This is a genomic window from Bacillus fonticola (assembly GCF_012955605.1).
GTDB lineage: Bacteria > Bacillota > Bacilli > Bacillales > JC228 > Bacillus_CG > Bacillus_CG fonticola.
Genome location: NZ_CP052135.1, coordinates 2335258 through 2351442, shown reverse-complemented (window position 1 = coordinate 2351442; position 16185 = coordinate 2335258). Strand labels below are relative to the sequence as shown.

Genomic DNA, 16185 nt, shown 5'->3' with positions numbered 1-16185 from the left:
CCACTCGCTTTTGACAAGCGACGGGGAGATTCCTCGTTAGAAAAAGAGCTGGGGAGCATTCATGTTCTCAAGTAGGGTGGTACCGCGATTGCTAATCGTCCCTTCACACTAGTGGAGGGACGATTTTTTTATTTTTTGTTGCTAAATCAAATAGAGGAAGAAGGCGTAAACGTGTCGATCTTACAAGATTTACAGGAACGAAATTTAATTCAGCAATTTACTGACGAAGCAGGACTTCATTCGTTGTTAGAGGAAAAGCCTGTCCACCTTTATTGTGGATTTGATCCAACAGCAGACAGCTTGCACATCGGTCATTTGCTACCCGTCCTATTGCTGCGACGGTTTCAATTAAGTGGTCACCATCCGATTGCGCTTGTAGGTGGAGCGACAGGCCTAATTGGAGATCCAAGTGGGAAAAAGCAAGAACGTACATTAAACGAAACAGCTACCGTACAGGAATGGTCGGATAGTATTCGTGATCAGTTGTCCCGTTTTTTGGACTTTGATGGAGTGAATAACCCGGCTAAAGTGGTGAACAACTATGACTGGATCGGAAAGATGGACGTTGTTTCCTTTTTGCGTGATGTAGGAAAGAATTTTGGACTAAACTACATGCTTGCAAAGGATTCTGTGAAATCCCGGATTGACCAAGGCATTTCGTTTACTGAGTTTAGTTACATGATTCTTCAATCCCTCGACTTCTTTACTTTATACGAGCGAGAAGATTGTCAGCTTCAAATCGGTGGAAGTGACCAGTGGGGGAACATTACAGCCGGCTTAGAGCTTATTCGTAGAAGCCATGGAGATGTGAAAGCCTTTGGATTAACAGTGCCGCTAGTGACCAAGGCAGACGGTACGAAATTCGGGAAAACTGAAGGCGGAGCGATTTGGCTGGATGCCGACAAAACATCCCCTTATGAATTTTACCAATTCTGGCTCAATACCGACGATCGAGATGTTCAGAAATACTTAAACACGTTTACTTTCTTATCAAAAACAGAGAGAGACGATCTAGCGACTGCTACGGAGGAAGAACCACACCTACGAAAAGCGCAACGTGTATTAGCTGAAGAATTGACAGAGCTTGTGCACGGAAAAGAAGCACTTGAACAAGCACAAAAAATTTCAGAGGCACTATTCAGCGGAGAGATTAGAAACTTAACAGCAGACGAAATTGAGATGGGCTTTAAAGATGTGCCTTCCTTCGCTCTAGAAGCAGACGCATCAAAAGATCTTGTTGAAGTGCTCGTGGCTGCAGGTATTTCCCCATCGAAGCGCCAGGCTCGGGAGGATATCGGAAATGGTGCTGTGTATGTAAATGGAGAACGCCAACAAAAACTAGGCTACACGCTTACTGATACAGATAAGATCGAGGGACGTTTTACTATTGTCCGTCGTGGGAAGAAGAAGTACTTTGTGTTACGGTACACTGCTTAATTAGGGCGCAGAATCAGAATCCGCGGTTAGGCCTGGAATGTTCGCTCGCATGAAAATAATACGCGATAATGAGTATCCGCTTTTATATTCAGAATGCCTGTTCGAAATAGCAAAAAAGCAATCTAAAACGCAAGGAATGCGCAGACTCAGAGGGGAATGCGCAGACTCAGAGGGGAATGCGCAGACTCAGGGGGGAATGCGCAGACTCAGGGGGGAATGCGCAGACTCAGAGGGGAATGCGCAGACTTAGGGAGGAATGCTCAGACTCAGGGGGGAATGCTCAGACTTATGGGGGAATGCGCAGACTCAGAGGGGAATGCGCAGACTTAGGGAGGAATGCGCAGACTCAGGGGGGAATGCTCAGACTTAGGGGGGAATGCTCAGACTCAGAGGGAAAAAACCTCGCTACCAATTGGCAGCGAGGTTCTTTGCGTTTTCTATTAACGTGAATAGAACTCAACGATAAGCGCTTCGTTAATTTCAGCAGGAAGTTCTGTACGCTCTGGAAGGCGTGAGAATGTTCCTTCGAGTTTTTCACCGTCGAACGTCACATATTCTGGAACAAAGCTATTGTTTTCAACAGCTTCTTTGATAATGTCAAGGTTACGTGATTTTTCGCGTACAGTGATCACTTGACCAGGTTGTACACGGTAAGATGGAATATCAACGCGTCCACCGTCGACAACGATGTGACCGTGATTAACAAGCTGACGTGCTTGGCGGCGAGTACGCGCGAGACCAAGACGGTACACTAGGTTGTCTAAACGAGTTTCGAGTAAGATCATGAAGTTCTCACCGTGTTTCCCTTGAAGACGCCCCGCAATGTCAAACAAGCTGCGGAATTGACGTTCGTTCAATCCGTACATGTGACGAAGTTTTTGCTTCTCTTGAAGTTGTAAGCCATATTCAGAAATTTTACGGCGTTGGTTCGGGCCGTGTTGTCCAGGTGCGTATGGACGACGATCTAATTCTTTTCCTGTACCGCTTAGGGAAATGCCTAAACGACGTGATAGTTTCCAACTTGGACCTGTATAGCGTGCCATGGAAAACCCTCCTAATATATTATAGAGGTAAAATTCCTACCATTTTGTGCTCTCACTCATTTGCAGATTCTGTTTTCGATATCTTCGCCCTAGCAGCAGAGGGTTACACAATATCACCACAAAAAGTAGCAACAGAATCAAGCACAACGATGAACACATAGGCTGCAAATTTTACACAAAGACTATTGTATGACGTTTTGTAATAAAAGTCAACAAATGCAAAATTCCTAATGCCTCAACTTGAGAACTCTCATCACTTTAGTATGGTTATGCTATAATGGTTGAAAGGAAGGCACGGTAAGGTTGAAGGTTGAATCAACATGGAAGCTGTTAGCAAAGAAAGGGACGGACACGCTGACGTTTCAAAAATTTATGTTAGACTTGGAATAATTATGGAATCTTAACTGGTGAAGGGTTCAAGTTCGTACAATAGAACGTACATGAGTGTAGGTGAAAACAATGGAACAATGGGAATGGCCGTTATTTGCTTCCCTTCAACAACAGCTGTGGCAACGCTTGCTGAAAACGAATGAAGCGGTTCATGTAGCGCAAAAAAAAGTGTTGGAACAAACGTTTCACGCTCAGTACCCTGTAAAAACTTCGCAAACTATTCATACAGAAAGCGGACAACCGATTTATACATATAAAGGTGAAGCTGTTTCAGAAGGGTTTTTTGAAAATTGGAGACGTACACTTAGGGAAATGGGGAATGCACTCCCCTTTCGCACTTCTGATGTTATGCTAGCTTACACTCGGTGGTTATTAGACATCACAAAAAAGTTGAATCGAACGATGGATCACCAAATCATTATTCAAGAGGTTGCCAGAGCACTTGATGACATTCATGGTCCAGTAGCCTACACAATCTGGCTTAGTCACGACCATAAGCAAGTGCAAGGGGTAAGCACAGAAGAACTGCAGCCGGAACAAATTGCTTCTCCTGCAGTTCAGACATTTCTTACAGGAGAATTGCGTTATGAAAAGGGTGGAGTGTACCGCCATATTTACTTGCCGTTTAGAGGGAACCAAGGAATTTACGGTGTTCTCCAAGTCGTATTCCACGAAACAACGATCGTAGAACCTTACGAGCACTTACTTTGTGATTTCGGTGAAGGAATAGGGGTGGCGCTTGAGAACGCTCAACTTTATCAAAATACGAAGCAACAAGTTCGAGATTTACAAATTGTCAACGACACTAGCAAAACTTTGAATACTAACCTACGTATTACCGAAGTCGCTACCTTGTTAAAGACTAAAATGATAGATGCTTTTCATGCGAGTGAGGTCGGCTTTTTAATTCAAGACGATACAGGAAAAGACGTGCAAATTGTTGAGGGGAGCACCTCGTTCTTTGAAAACGAAAAAGTCGCTTCCTATCTATTATATGCCCAGAAATCTCTTCAAAAAAATCCCGAGCCTCTATTTATTGGAGACTTCTCACAAAAAGTTGATTTCCCTACGCCGTATCGTTCGATGTTGGTCATGCCGTTTACAGAGAAAAAGGAATGGCAAGGCTTTTCTATGGTGCTTCATAAAGAGCCATATTTTTTTAGTTTTGAAACATTTAAGCTATTACAATCTCTTGTAGGCCATTCTTCTCTAGCTTTTACAAATTCGAAGCTCCGTGAAGAGTTAGAACGTTTAGTTGTGACAGACCACTTAACGAGATTGTTTTCAAGGCACTACTTGGATGAGCAAATTCAGCAGTCACTAGAAAAAGACAAAGAAGGCTCGTTTCTATTGGTGGATTTGGACAATTTCAAAACGATCAATGATACACACGGACATCAAGTGGGCGACCGTGTTTTGTTACAGGTAGCAGATTGTATAAGGGAACACATCCGTATGAGCGATACAGGCGCTCGTTGGGGAGGAGAGGAGTTGGCAGTCTATTTGCCGAATGCCCCAATCGACGTCGGTGTATCCGTCGCTGAACGTTTACTTCAAGTGGTTGAGAAACAAACGAATCCTCCTGTCACGATTTCGTGTGGTGTGTCCCACTGGGAACGGGAAGTACCGGTAACTGCTGAGAATTTGTTCCATATGGCAGACAAAGCGATGTATCGCGCGAAGAGCTCTGGTAAGAATCAATTATACGTGCAAGAGTGAAAACAAAAAGCTTGGATAGCGAGACTATCCAAGCTTTTTTATTATTAGTTACAAAGTAGACTCAAGAACACTCACGAACGCTTCCAGTCCTTTGCGATCTTCTTCATCGAATCTGTCTGTTTCAGGAGAATCGATATCTAGTACGCCAAACAAAGAACCATCCTTTTTTAAAATAGGCACGACAATTTCTGATCGGGAAGCAGCATCGCAAGCAATGTGTCCAGGGAACTCGTGAACATCTGCAACAAGTTGTGTTTCTTTAGTGGAGGCTGCTGTACCGCAAACTCCCCTTCCAAAAGGAATTCGTACACATGCTGGTAGTCCTTGAAATGGTCCTAGAATAAGCTGATTTTCTTCAACTAAATAAAATCCGACCCAATTCACTCTGTCTAAAAATTGGTTGAGAACAGCACTCGCATTGCTTAAATTAGCAATGACGTTTGGCTCATCTTCCATTAATGCTTGTAGTTGCTTACTGACAAGCTTGTAATTATCTTCACGAGTACCTTTGTACGTTTCGACATGAAACAACAGTATCTCCTCCGTTCTGTCATATGCACGTAAGAATGTGCAGGAGTTGTCGAGCGATTTGTGAAGGACTACTCCTTCGTTCCCTCGAAATGGTTACAAACAGAATAGCATACTTTTTTACGATTGAAACTATTTTGATTCTGTTCGTTTAAGCAGAAAATTAGTCGTTCGCCCAAGGGAAATGGCTTGGAGAAAGAAAGCTGAGCCAACAAGATAATAAAGGGGACGAAGAAGATGAATAAAAAGGAAGCCATTTTGACCAGTGCTTTGCAACTTTTCCATACAAAAGGGTATGCTGGTACGTCATTACGAATGATTGCGGAACGAGCAAGGGTGAATGTCGCCCATATTTCTTACTACTTCCAGAACAAACAAGGGTTATTAGAGTATTGCTTCGCCTTATATTACGAAGAATACATAGATATTTTAGAGCGTGCAGTAAAGATAGCTGAAGAGCGTTCTGCTAAAGAAGCGCTACTAAAACTTATTGAAGAGGTACTAGGCTTTCATCGTGCCCACAATCCGTTAGCACGATTTGTCCTGCGGGAGATGACGATTGATTCTCAAATTGTTAGGGAAGTGCTCTCAACTTATGTGATGAGAGAGAGATACTATTTAAAAACGCTTTTGGAAATTGGGATGGAGCAAGGTGAATATGAAACGGTATCCACCCGCTATTGCATTATCCAATTAAAGGGCTTACTTACGATGCCCTATTTGCAAGCGCAGTATATGAGTGAAGTATGGCAAGTACATCCGCAAGATCCTTATTTTGAAAAACAATATAAGCGAGAGCTATTCCACTTGGTCAACGAGACGCTCTTTACAAAGCAACGTCTCGCCACCGCCCACTTGTAACTTACAACTTGTCGAAAAAAGAACCAACATCTTTTGCACAGTGCGCATCAGATCCGTAAACAATTGGAATGCGCATTTTTTGTGCTGCCTGTAAAAGGAAAGGAGACGGATAGGTTTCTCCACAAAGAGGTTTACGTAGTCCGGCACTGTTATAGTCAAGCGCTAGATTTCGTGTCTTCATCAAGTGAAGCAACTCAAAAGCCTTCTCTTCCCACTCAAAAGAAACCGGGAAGTTTTTTTTGAATTTTCGAATGAGCGTAAGGTGGCCAATTCGTGGTGGTTGATGGTCACCGAAGTCAGCACGGACCGACTTCTCCACTGTTTGGAAGTACCGGTCGTAAGCCGCTTCAATTCCACCGCACAAGGAAACGTAAGTGCGAAACACTTCTTCATCGTAATCAATGCAAAGCCATTTTCCTTCTACTTCTATAAAATGTACAGACAAAATGATGTCTTGAAGAGACTTTCCATGAGTTTGTAGAAAGGATAACGTTTGTTGTTCCCAACCAGAAATGTAGTCTAGTTCTACACCTACGCGTATATCAATAGGAGCATCTCTGTATTGATCCTGTAGAGCTTGTACAGCTTCTATATACTCATAGTACGTATCAAGGGACATGCTACTATCTTTTGTTGGTGCAGGATCCCGAAACCCTTCAGGCAAGGGAGCATGCTCGGTAAATGAAATAGATGTGATTCCTTTTTGGAGTGCATTCTCTACATATGCTTCTAATGAATCCTTACTGCCATGAGGACAAAATGGGGTGTGCACATGACCGTCACGCTTCATAATATAAAAACTCCTTCCCGGTTCGACAAAATTTGCAAGGTGATTATTCATAAAATCATTATAAAATGTCACAAAAAGATGCATATACATGGTATCATAAAAAATATTGAAACGATTTGTCGACCTTTGGTGATACAGGGGGAACTATGGTGATAGAGTTTGTAATCGGATTATTTATAGTGCTCATTGGTTTGGGCTTAACTGGATACTTTTATAAGAGAAAGCATTTTCGAGAGATGGATCGGCTTGAAACGCGGAAAATGGAACTCATGAATCGCCCTGTACTAGCGGAGCTATCAAAGGTGAAGCAGCTAAACATGAATGGTGAAGCCGAGGAACTTTTTGAAAAATGGCGTTCCACTTGGGATGATATTGTGGCAACGGAACTCCCACAAATTGAGGAGATGCTCTTTGAAACGGAAGATCATATTGAAAAATTCCGATTCGGTACCGCCAGACAAGAGCAAGAACGAATTGCCACTATTTTACATACGAGTGAGGAAACGATTCACTCTATGTTGCAAGAGTTAGAACAATTACTCGGAAGCGAAGAGAAGAATAGGGAAGATCTTGACGCTAGCAAAGAAAAGTACGGTGAACTAAAGCGAAAACTGCTAACAAACCGACTAGCATATGGCGAATCAGAAAGTAAATTAGAAGAACAGTTAAGGGAAATAGGAACTCGGTTTCTTGAAATTGAGGAAGCAACAGGAAATGGGGATTATTTGAAAGCGCGTGATATGGTACTTCTTATTATGGAAGAGCTATGTCAGGTGGAAAAGAAACTGGAAATGATCCCGCAGTTATTAAATCAGTGTAAAACAAAAATACCAAACGAATTAAAAGCACTCCGTGATGGTCATGAAGAAATGCGTCAAAAAGGATACGAACTTGCGCATATGAATTTGATAGAAGAAATACGGTTGGTTGAGAAAAAGCTGTCTAGCTACATAGATCGTCTCCATGATGGGGAGTGGGAGGATGTATCCACAGAAATGTCCCAAGATGAGGAAACGATTAATGGGTACTATGAATGGCTTGAGAGTGAAGTACATGCAAGATTGCACAATACTGAGCAGCTTCCTAAAACAGAAGAAAAGCTTGCTTACATGAAAAATGCACAGTCGTCTCTCGATGATGATCGTGAATACGTGTCACAATCGTACGAGGTCGACGAGGAAGAACTTAGACAACACAAGAAGTTACAGTTGTCTCTCCAAGCGGTTAGTGATCGTTTGCAAGACGTCAAAGAGAAGGTTGAAGAAGAAGACATTGCTCAATCTTTCATCAAAGAAGAAATTGAACGTATTCAATCTACTCTAGAAGAGCTTCACCAAACGCAAGAAGAATTGAGTGAAAAGTTGCAAACTCTCCGTAAAGACGAGCTACGTGCGCGTGAAGTGTTGAGTGGATTACGCAAACAAATCCATGCTACACATCGAAAGCTTTCAAAGAGTAATTTACCTGGTTTACCTGAGACGTTTCAGCAGCATATGTATGAAACGAATACAGTCCTTAGTGAAACACAGTCCTATTTAGCAGCGAAACCACTCAAAATGACGCTTGTGCTCGCCTCTTTAGAAGATGCAGAAGAAAAGGTTCAACAGTTGAGTACGCAAACCGATGAATTAGTCGAACATGTCGTATTAGCTGAGGCAGTTATTCAATATGGAAATCGTTATAGAAATCAAAGCTCTCAAGTTCGAGAAAAGCTACAGTCGGCAGAATCCTCATTCCGTTCATTCCATTACGAGCGTGCGCTTGAGGAAGCGGCGACGGCCGTGGAATCTGTTGAACCAGGAGCTTTGCGTAAAATCGAAGAATGGGTGGCTGTGAAGGGATGAAGTCGGCAGTTTTAGGAATTTCGATTCTTTGTTTTTTCGTATGGGGAATCGTGCTTCCTCTACTTGTCCTTAATATCACTGCACAATAGGAAAGGGAGAGCTTATCCGACAGATGAGCGCTCCCTTTCCTTATTGATTTGGATGATTATATATCATAAGGACGTGTCCTTAGTAGTTGCGACACGATAGTTGTCTCCGTTTGAATAAAACTCTGTCTGTCAATGGTGATGAGCTCTGAATTATGATAGGATATATTGTTGCAATCGATGAAATCGGAGGAAGTGAACTTATGGTGTATTTTGACAACAGTGCCACCACCCCCCCGCATCAAGATGTTGTTCAATCGTTTCTCACCACATCTACACGCTATTTTGGAAATCCATCTTCTCTTCATAAGCTTGGCGGGGAAGCAGAGAAGCTTTTGCACGAGGCAAAGAGACAAGTTGCTCGTCTCCTCCATACAGACAAACCTTCAGAGTGGATTTTGACTTCGGGTGGTACAGAAGGCAATAACCTAGCTATTAAAGGTGCTGTGTATGGTGCAAAGCGAGAAGAGCAACACCTCATTACAACGACGATCGAGCATCCTTCTGTTTCGGAAACATTCCGGCAATTGGAAGAAAAAGGTTTCGATGTCACCTATGTGGATGTCGATGAGGACGGGTTTGTCCGCCCTGAAGCCATAGAAGAGGCGATTCGTCCCCATACAACGTTTGTAAGCGTCATTCATGTGAACAATGAAATTGGGACTGTTCAACCTGTGAAAAAAATTGCACAATTGTGTAAAGGTTACCGACGTATTACCTTTCATAGTGACGGTGTACAAGCTATAGGGAAAGTTCCTATTGACATCACTGATCTCGGTGTTGACTTGTATACGACGTCTGCCCACAAATTTAAGGGAATGAAAGGAACAGGCATGCTTTATTGTAAGGAAGGAATTCTATTATCCCCTTTGTTTGCAGGAGGCCAGCAAGAAGGAACATTCCGTAGTGGTACACAGAACGTTCCAGGAGCTGTTGCGATGGCCAAAGCGCTTCGTCTTGTGGAAGAAAAGCGTCAAAACGTTTATAGTGATTTGCATGAAATTTCTTCTTATATAAGGGAAAAGCTATCGAAAATAAGTGATATAGTGATCCATTCTCCTTCTAAGCAAGTGGTGCCCCACATTTTAAATTTCAGCGTTGTTGGGAAAAAAGGAGAAGTTCTTGTTCATGCTTTAGAAGAGGCTGATATTTATGTATCTACAACGAGTGCTTGCTCATCGAAAAAGTCATCCTTAAGTGAAACTTTATTAGCCAAAGGTGTTTCTCCAGAGGTGGCAAAAGGCGCTTTGCGTGTTAGTTTGTCCTATGAGAATACTTTGGAGGAAGCACAGTATTTCATAGAGGAATTGCACCGTGTCATCCAAACTGTACAATCTGTCAAAAGGAAGTGAAACCTTTGTACGATCACGTTTTAATTCGCTACGGGGATTTATCAACAAAAGGTCGAAATAGGTCGGCATTCGTATCCCGTCTAAAGCGACAAATACGATCTGTGTTATCACAATGGCCAGAACTTGACATTATCAGTAATCGAGACCGGACGTTCATTCATCTTCATGGAGTTGATTTTGAGCAACTACGAAATCCGTTGGAAAATATTTTTGGTATTATATCCTTCTCGCCAGTTGTCAAAGTAAACCGAGATATGGAGGAAATTTCCTTAGCAGCTAGCCAACTTCTTGAAAAAGAAATAACAAAGCCAGTGACATTCAAGGTTTCAACACGGAGAGCAGACAAACAATTCCCATTAAACACGAATGAAATGAATTATTTCCTTGGAAGTCATTTACTTAAAACATTCGAAAATTTATCGGTAAATGTTCACGAACCCGATTTGGAATTAACTGTAGAAATACGTAAAGAGGCTATTTATTTGTCGTATGAAACAGTGGCGGGTGCGGGTGGATTCCCGGTTGGTTCAAGTGGAAAAGCAATGTCAATGCTTTCTGGTGGCTTGGACAGTCCAGTAAGTACCTTTTTAGCGATGAGAAGAGGAATTGAAGTAGAGGCTATTCACTTTCATTCTCCACCTTATACAAGTGATAGGGCTAAACAGAAAGTGGAAGACATCGGGCAATTATTTGCTGATTTAACTGGAGAGTTCACTGTGCATTACGTTCCATTTGCCAAAGTCCAAGAACTCATTCAGAAGCAAATACCGGAGAACTACACGATGACTTCTACACGGAGAATGATGCTCAAATTAACTGACGCAATTCGTTCTACTCGAGAGGGGAAGGCGATTATTACGGGTGAATCAATTGGGCAAGTGGCAAGTCAGACTCTAGATAGCATGATCGCAATTAATGCAGTTACGGCGACACCTATTTTGCGTCCTTTAGCGACACTGGATAAACAAGAAATCGTGACGATAAGCAAAAGAATCGGTGCTTACGATATCTCGATCAGACCATACGAAGATTGTTGCACCATTTTCACACCGCCTAACCCGAAGACCCGTCCGAAGCTAGAAAAGGTAGAGCGCTACGAAAGCTTTGTTGATTTCGACAATTTGCTCCTAGACGTTCTGCAACATGTGGAGACAGTCACATATAGAGCTAATCAGAGTGTATCCCAGGAAATGAGTCAATTGTTGTAGAAACATGCCGAATCACTGAACTGTTAGTTAGGAACAATTACCATCCGGTTTGTGAGTATGAAGCGCGAAAAATGTTGCACTCTATACTTACAAGGAGGTGACATCATCATGGCAAACAACAACTCAAATCAACTTGTAGTACCTGGTGTACAACAAGCACTTGATCAAATGAAGTATGAAATTGCTCAAGAGTTTGGTGTTCAACTTGGCCCTGACGCAACTTCTCGCGCTAACGGATCTGTTGGTGGAGAGATCACAAAACGTCTTGTTCAAGCTGCTGAACAACAACTTGGCGGAATCCGCTAAGCAGTGAAAAAACCTCATACAAATGGCTATGAAAGAGCGGGTACCCCCCGCTCTTTTTTCTGTGGAGAAAACGGTCCATTTGAAAGCTTTATCTTTTTAAACCTGTCCTCATTTAAAGCAGGAATACTGTCTAAAAGTATAGAATAACAGAGGAGAAGATTGTTTCTGTACAAGAAGGGGGAAGGGCTATGAATAGAGAAGATTTACTCGCTCCAGAAACGTACAACATCGTTTCAGAGATAGACAAATATGCAGACGATACTGGGAAACGTGCGCTGATTTGGGAAGATGAACTGGGACGTGAAGCGTCATGTACATACGATGAGTTGCAGACGCGAACTAATCAAATTGCGAACGCTTTCTTCTCGAAGGGGCTTCGCAAAGGCGATATTGTTTTAATTATGATTCCTCGTCGAATTGAGGCATATGAAGTGTATGTAGCTTGCTTACGTAGTGGTTTAGTTGTTTTGCCTTGTTCGGAAATGTTACGTCCGAAAGATTTACAATATCGCATACAGCATAGCGGTGCACGTGCCATTATTGCGTTTGAGCCTTATGTGGAAGCTTGTGAAGAAGTTGAAGAAACGAAGGACTTGATTCGTTTTGTAGTAGGGGATGAGCAAGGTAATTGGATGAGCCTCCAAAATAGCGCTGACCGTTCATCACCATACTTTGAAACGATTCAAACAAATGCAGCCGATTTAGCCTTTTTATCATACACGTCTGGAACGACCGGCAATCCAAAGGGCGTCGCACATACACATGGATGGGGGTATGCCCACCTGCGGACAGCAGCTAGCCATTGGCTTGGCATTGAAGAAGGCGATGTAGTCTGGGCGACAGCAGGCCCCGGGTGGCAGAAGTGGATTTGGAGCCCGTTTTTGTCTGTACTGGGCATGGGGGCGACTGGTTTTGTTTATCAAGGACCTTTTCATGCTGAAACATATTTGAACTTTTTGAAAAAGCACAGTGTTCAAGTGCTGTGCTGTACGCCGACGGAATATCGACTCATGGCTAAGGTACCGAACTTACGAGACTGGAAGCTTCCGGCGTTTAGAAGTGCTGTTTCAGCAGGAGAACCCCTCAATCGCGAAGTAATTGAAGTGTTTTCAGACGTATTCGGGTTACAAGTACGAGATGGCTATGGTCAAACGGAAAATACATTGCTTGTTGGTGTAACAAAGGGTATGGACATACGCCCAGGAAGCATGGGGAAACCGACACCTGGAAACTCAGTAGAAATCATTGATGAAGAAGGAAATATTTGTCCAATAGGAGTAGTTGGGGATATCGCAGTACATCGAGATACACCCGCCCTATTTAAGGAGTATTACAAAGACCCTGAGCGGACAGCGCACCAGCTTCGAGGTGATTATTATATTACAGGTGACAAGGCTCGTATGGATGAAGACGGGTATTTCTGGTTCGAGGGTAGAGGTGATGACATGATCATCAGCTCGGGCTATACAATTGGACCGTTCGAAGTAGAGGATGCCCTCGTCAAGCATCCTCAAGTAAAAGAATGTGCTGTTGTGGCAAGTCCTGATCCAGTGCGAGGGAGCGTCGTGAAGGCATATGTTATTCCAAATGGGGTAATAGAAGACGAACAGTCGTTGATTTTACGGCTACAAGAACATGTAAAAGCTGAGACAGCACCGTATAAATACCCACGTGAAATTGTGTTTGTTGACGAACTACCGAAAACCACTTCGGGAAAAATTCGGCGTATTGAGCTACGACAAGCGGAAACGGAGACGAAAACAGTATAACGAAAGAAACTTCTCTCTAATTTGAGGGAAGTTTCTTTTTGTTCAACAGGCGATAAAAAGTTCAGTCAAATTGTCCATGCGCGGGTTCATCTTTAAACTAGGCTGTTTTCTAAAAGATTGTTGCTTTATTAATGAAAATACTATTACACAGTAGCTGTATGATGCGACATAAGACACCGCTCCGGAAATACACTTCGCTTTCCGCGGGCTCCGCGCTGAGCCTCCTCGTTCGCAAAGTACGCTCTCTGCGGAGGCCCACAGGACGTGGGTCAGAAAGGCGTTGCCACAGGACGTGGCGCTCTTAGCCTTTCCTCCTCTTCATCGTCTCCGCTATTCCGCAGGAGTCTACGTGTATTTCCTCCGCTAGTTTTGATTGTACTAAGAAAATGTTGAATGTTTTCCATGAGACCATGTGTAATTCCACAATAGTATTCAACTTCATACTTAGTAAGGGAAATTATGTAATACTTACTATTCGTTGATTGGAGCGGAAGGCGGCGACTCCTGTGGGATCAGCGGGACAGGTGAGACCCCGCAAGAGCGCAGCGATGAGGAGGCTCACCGCCCGCCCCGCGGAAAGCGTCCGCCTGGAGCGGAAATCAACACAGCATTACGTCGCATCATGAGATTACTGTATAGTAAAAACAACAAAGGATACGAAAAGAACCTTAAACTAAAACGTTTGTATCCAGACTACTTTAATATGTCTGAATTATTAAATGTAAGTAATTTTGTATATTCATCTAAAACTCGTATGTAAAAAGCCGATACAGAAAAGGAGAAGTAAGGGGGGTTAGAATGTTTAAAAAACTACAGACAAAATTGATGATAGTTATGGCTTCTATTATCGCGGTCTCATTAATCATTGTCTCTATTATTACGTATTTGGATGTAGAAAACACGCTGGAACAAGATGTCTCAGAGAGGTCGACAGCACTTGTTGATGAGCTTGGGGGAACTATTGAACTGTATTTGGACAAATATGGGGAAACTGTAAATCGCTATAGTCAGGATGAGTCTGTCATTACATATCTTCAAGGGATACAAGCCGGTGGAGACGCAGTAGCACTGAGAAGTGATAGCTTATTCAACGACTTTAACACGTTCCTTTCTTTAAATGAGAATGTAGGACTGGTGTATGTAGGTGCTGCGAATAAAACGATGCTGACAACGCCAAAGGTTGAGTTAGGTAATGATTTTGATCCAACTACGCGCCCGTGGTATCAAGATGCATTAAGTAACTCGGAAACTGTTTCATGGACAGAGCCTTACCTTGACGAGGCAAGTGATGGATATGTTGTAACGGTTTCAAAGCCGGTGGTAGATCCTACTACAAATGATGTACTAGGTGTGGTAGCGCTAGATCTGACATTAACTAATCTGGACGAAATCGTCTCAAATACGGAAGTGTCTGACGGGGGGTATCCGTTTTTGTTTGATCAAAATGGGATGGCCCTAGTTCATCCGACTGAGAGCGGAGAGAACTTGAAGGAGAAGTACAGCTTTATTGAAGGTATGTACAATGGGGATAGCCAGGGTACCATCGATTACAATGATAATAACGATGATCGGGTGCTGTACTACGACACAATTGAAGGAACGAGTTGGAAGGTAGGGGCGGTGTATCTTTACGACGATTTATTGGCTGATGCTCGAGATACACGTAACTTTATTCTTATCATTGCAGCAATCGTAACAGCCATTAGCTTAATCTTTGTGTACACCATTTCAAAAAGCATTACGAAGCCGATTCAGCTGCTAACAGAACAAGTGAATCGTGTGGCAGACGGAGATTTAACGGTCAAGGTTTCATCAACATCTAAAGATGAAGTCGGCCAATTGACCTCACACTTTAATACAATGGTCGAGAGGATACGCTATCTAGTCGACTCTGTTCAACGATCATCCAACAGTGTCAACGATTCGGTCGAAAACTTAAGCGCTGTTGCAGAAGAGACGATTGCTTCAAGCGAAGAAGTTTCGCGGGCAATCGCTGAAGTGGCGAGTGGTGCAACCCAGCAAGCATCTGATGCCGAAACGACTCATCAACGTGTGACAGATTTGTCAAAGCAAATTGAAAATATTTATCGACAAGCATCCAAAATGCAAGCCATCTCTAATGAAGCAAAAACGGCTAACGATGAAGGAGTTTCGCGAATTCAAGTGTTAAGAAGTAAAACGACTGAGTCGAATGATATACTTCAAACGGTTGAAGCCGCCATTCTTAACTTAGGTGCTAAAATTGCGGAGATCGATCAAGTCATGAATTCGATCAATGACATTTCGGAACAAACGAATTTGTTAGCGTTAAATGCAAGCATTGAAGCAGCACGCGCAGGTGAAAACGGAAGAGGCTTTGCCGTCGTTGCGAATGAAGTGCGTAAATTGGCAGAGCAATCGTCTCAAGCAACTGAAAGGGTAAGACTGACGATAACTGGAATCGAAATGGAATCAGAAAGAACGATCAACGAAATGTTACGTACAAAAGACATAACAAAGGATCAAAATCGCTCTGTAGAAGATGCTGAACAAGCATTTGGAAAGTTAGCAGACTATATGAACGACATGGTCACTTCAATTGGTACGATTGGACAAGATGTTGATCAAATGAAAGCATATAAGGATGAGGTCGTCGAAGCCATACAGAGTATTTCCAATGTTGCAGGACAAGCCGCCGCCTCATCCGAAGAGGTGAGTGCTTCAACAGATGAGCAGCTCAAAGTATTGATGACGATCGGTGAATCAGCTGAAAGTCTACAGGAAGCAAGCGCGCAGCTACAGCTTATGATGAAACAGTTTAGAATAAAGGAAGACAGTGAATCTACAGCAGTCGAAGAACAAGAGTGAGTTGA

General features: G+C 42.9%; 13 protein-coding genes, 1 pseudogene and 1 other annotated feature (1 of these 15 only partly in view). Of the genes and pseudogenes, 11 read left to right on the top strand and 3 right to left on the bottom strand.

Annotation, left to right across the window (positions count from 1 at the left end):
- Window positions 1–106: a binding site (T-box leader), on the top strand (it extends 103 nt beyond the left edge of the window).
- A 65-nt stretch (window positions 107–171) separates the two neighbouring features.
- Window positions 172–1437 (top strand): tyrosine--tRNA ligase, encoded by a 1266-nt coding sequence (gene tyrS / locus HHK01_RS11585; protein ID WP_170007944.1) that lies wholly within the window; start codon window positions 172–174, stop codon window positions 1435–1437.
- 440 nt (window positions 1438–1877) lie between these two features.
- Here the strand turns inward: tyrS and rpsD are convergent, their stop codons facing one another.
- Window positions 1878–2480, bottom strand: coding sequence for a 30S ribosomal protein S4 (gene rpsD, locus HHK01_RS11580; protein WP_170007943.1), 603 nt, complete (start codon window positions 2478–2480; stop codon window positions 1878–1880).
- A gap of 459 nt (window positions 2481–2939) precedes the next feature.
- On the opposite strand from rpsD, the gene HHK01_RS11575 reads away from it, so the two are divergent.
- Complete coding sequence (locus HHK01_RS11575) at window positions 2940–4589, top strand: sensor domain-containing diguanylate cyclase (protein ID WP_170007942.1); 1650 nt, start codon at window positions 2940–2942, stop codon at window positions 4587–4589.
- Window positions 4590–4637: 48 nt separating this feature from the next.
- On the opposite strand, the gene HHK01_RS11570 is transcribed toward HHK01_RS11575, so the two are convergent.
- Window positions 4638–5120 carry a GAF domain-containing protein gene (locus HHK01_RS11570; protein ID WP_170007941.1) on the bottom strand — a complete coding sequence of 161 codons (483 nt, stop codon included), beginning with the start codon at window positions 5118–5120 and terminating at the stop codon, window positions 4638–4640.
- Between the two features lie 234 nt (window positions 5121–5354).
- Between HHK01_RS11570 and refZ the strand changes: the two genes are divergently transcribed.
- Window positions 5355–5978, top strand: a complete 624-nt coding sequence (gene refZ, locus HHK01_RS11565; protein WP_170007940.1) for a forespore capture DNA-binding protein RefZ — start codon at window positions 5355–5357, stop codon at window positions 5976–5978.
- 1 nt (window position 5979) lies between these two features.
- On the opposite strand, the gene hisJ is transcribed toward refZ, so the two are convergent.
- Entirely contained in the window at window positions 5980–6768 is a 789-nt protein-coding gene (hisJ, locus tag HHK01_RS11560; protein WP_170007939.1) for a histidinol-phosphatase HisJ, read from the bottom strand.
- A gap of 146 nt (window positions 6769–6914) precedes the next feature.
- Here hisJ and ezrA point away from each other — a divergent pair, with 146 nt between their 5' ends.
- From ezrA to HHK01_RS15950, 8 genes and pseudogenes are all read left to right on the top strand, one after another.
- Complete coding sequence (ezrA, locus tag HHK01_RS11555; protein ID WP_170007938.1) at window positions 6915–8612, top strand: septation ring formation regulator EzrA; 1698 nt, start codon at window positions 6915–6917, stop codon at window positions 8610–8612.
- Window positions 8613–8853: 241 nt separating this feature from the next.
- Window positions 8854–10050, top strand: a complete 1197-nt coding sequence (locus HHK01_RS11550; RefSeq protein WP_322619367.1) for a cysteine desulfurase family protein — start codon at window positions 8854–8856, stop codon at window positions 10048–10050.
- Window positions 10051–10055: 5 nt separating this feature from the next.
- A complete protein-coding gene (gene thiI / locus HHK01_RS11545; protein ID WP_170007937.1) occupies window positions 10056–11258 on the top strand; it encodes a tRNA uracil 4-sulfurtransferase ThiI in 1203 nt (400 codons plus the stop codon).
- A gap of 108 nt (window positions 11259–11366) precedes the next feature.
- A complete protein-coding gene (locus tag HHK01_RS11540; protein WP_170007936.1) occupies window positions 11367–11564 on the top strand; it encodes an alpha/beta-type small acid-soluble spore protein in 198 nt (65 codons plus the stop codon).
- A gap of 188 nt (window positions 11565–11752) precedes the next feature.
- The gene (mbcS, locus tag HHK01_RS11535) at window positions 11753–13333 is read left to right on the top strand and encodes an acyl-CoA synthetase MbcS (protein ID WP_170007935.1); all 1581 of its coding nucleotides are present in this window, start codon (window positions 11753–11755) and stop codon (window positions 13331–13333) included.
- A 478-nt stretch (window positions 13334–13811) separates the two neighbouring features.
- The gene (locus tag HHK01_RS15615; protein WP_228027557.1) at window positions 13812–14093 is read left to right on the top strand and encodes a hypothetical protein; all 282 of its coding nucleotides are present in this window, start codon (window positions 13812–13814) and stop codon (window positions 14091–14093) included.
- A 38-nt stretch (window positions 14094–14131) separates the two neighbouring features.
- Window positions 14132–15199, top strand: a pseudogene (locus tag HHK01_RS15955) (cache domain-containing sensor histidine kinase); the annotation flags it as partial.
- Window positions 15194–16180, top strand: coding sequence for a methyl-accepting chemotaxis protein (locus HHK01_RS15950; protein ID WP_407646960.1), 987 nt, complete (start codon window positions 15194–15196; stop codon window positions 16178–16180). The pseudogene HHK01_RS15955 and the gene HHK01_RS15950, both read left to right, overlap by 6 nt.
- The last annotated feature ends 5 nt before the right edge of the window (window positions 16181–16185 follow it).

Coding starts and splice junctions, on each gene's coding strand:
- rpsD (WP_170007943.1), bottom strand. CDS start 2,480: ATGGCACGCTATACAGGTCCAAGTTGGAAACTATCACGTCGTTTAGGC.
- HHK01_RS11575 (WP_170007942.1), top strand. CDS start 2,940: ATGGAACAATGGGAATGGCCGTTATTTGCTTCCCTTCAACAACAGCTG.
- refZ (WP_170007940.1), top strand. CDS start 5,355: ATGAATAAAAAGGAAGCCATTTTGACCAGTGCTTTGCAACTTTTCCAT.
- hisJ (WP_170007939.1), bottom strand. CDS start 6,768: ATGAAGCGTGACGGTCATGTGCACACCCCATTTTGTCCTCATGGCAGT.
- ezrA (WP_170007938.1), top strand. CDS start 6,915: ATGGTGATAGAGTTTGTAATCGGATTATTTATAGTGCTCATTGGTTTG.
- HHK01_RS11550 (WP_322619367.1), top strand. CDS start 8,854: ATGATAGGATATATTGTTGCAATCGATGAAATCGGAGGAAGTGAACTT.
- HHK01_RS11540 (WP_170007936.1), top strand. CDS start 11,367: ATGGCAAACAACAACTCAAATCAACTTGTAGTACCTGGTGTACAACAA.
- mbcS (WP_170007935.1), top strand. CDS start 11,753: ATGAATAGAGAAGATTTACTCGCTCCAGAAACGTACAACATCGTTTCA.
- HHK01_RS15950 (WP_407646960.1), top strand. CDS start 15,194: ATGGTCGAGAGGATACGCTATCTAGTCGACTCTGTTCAACGATCATCC.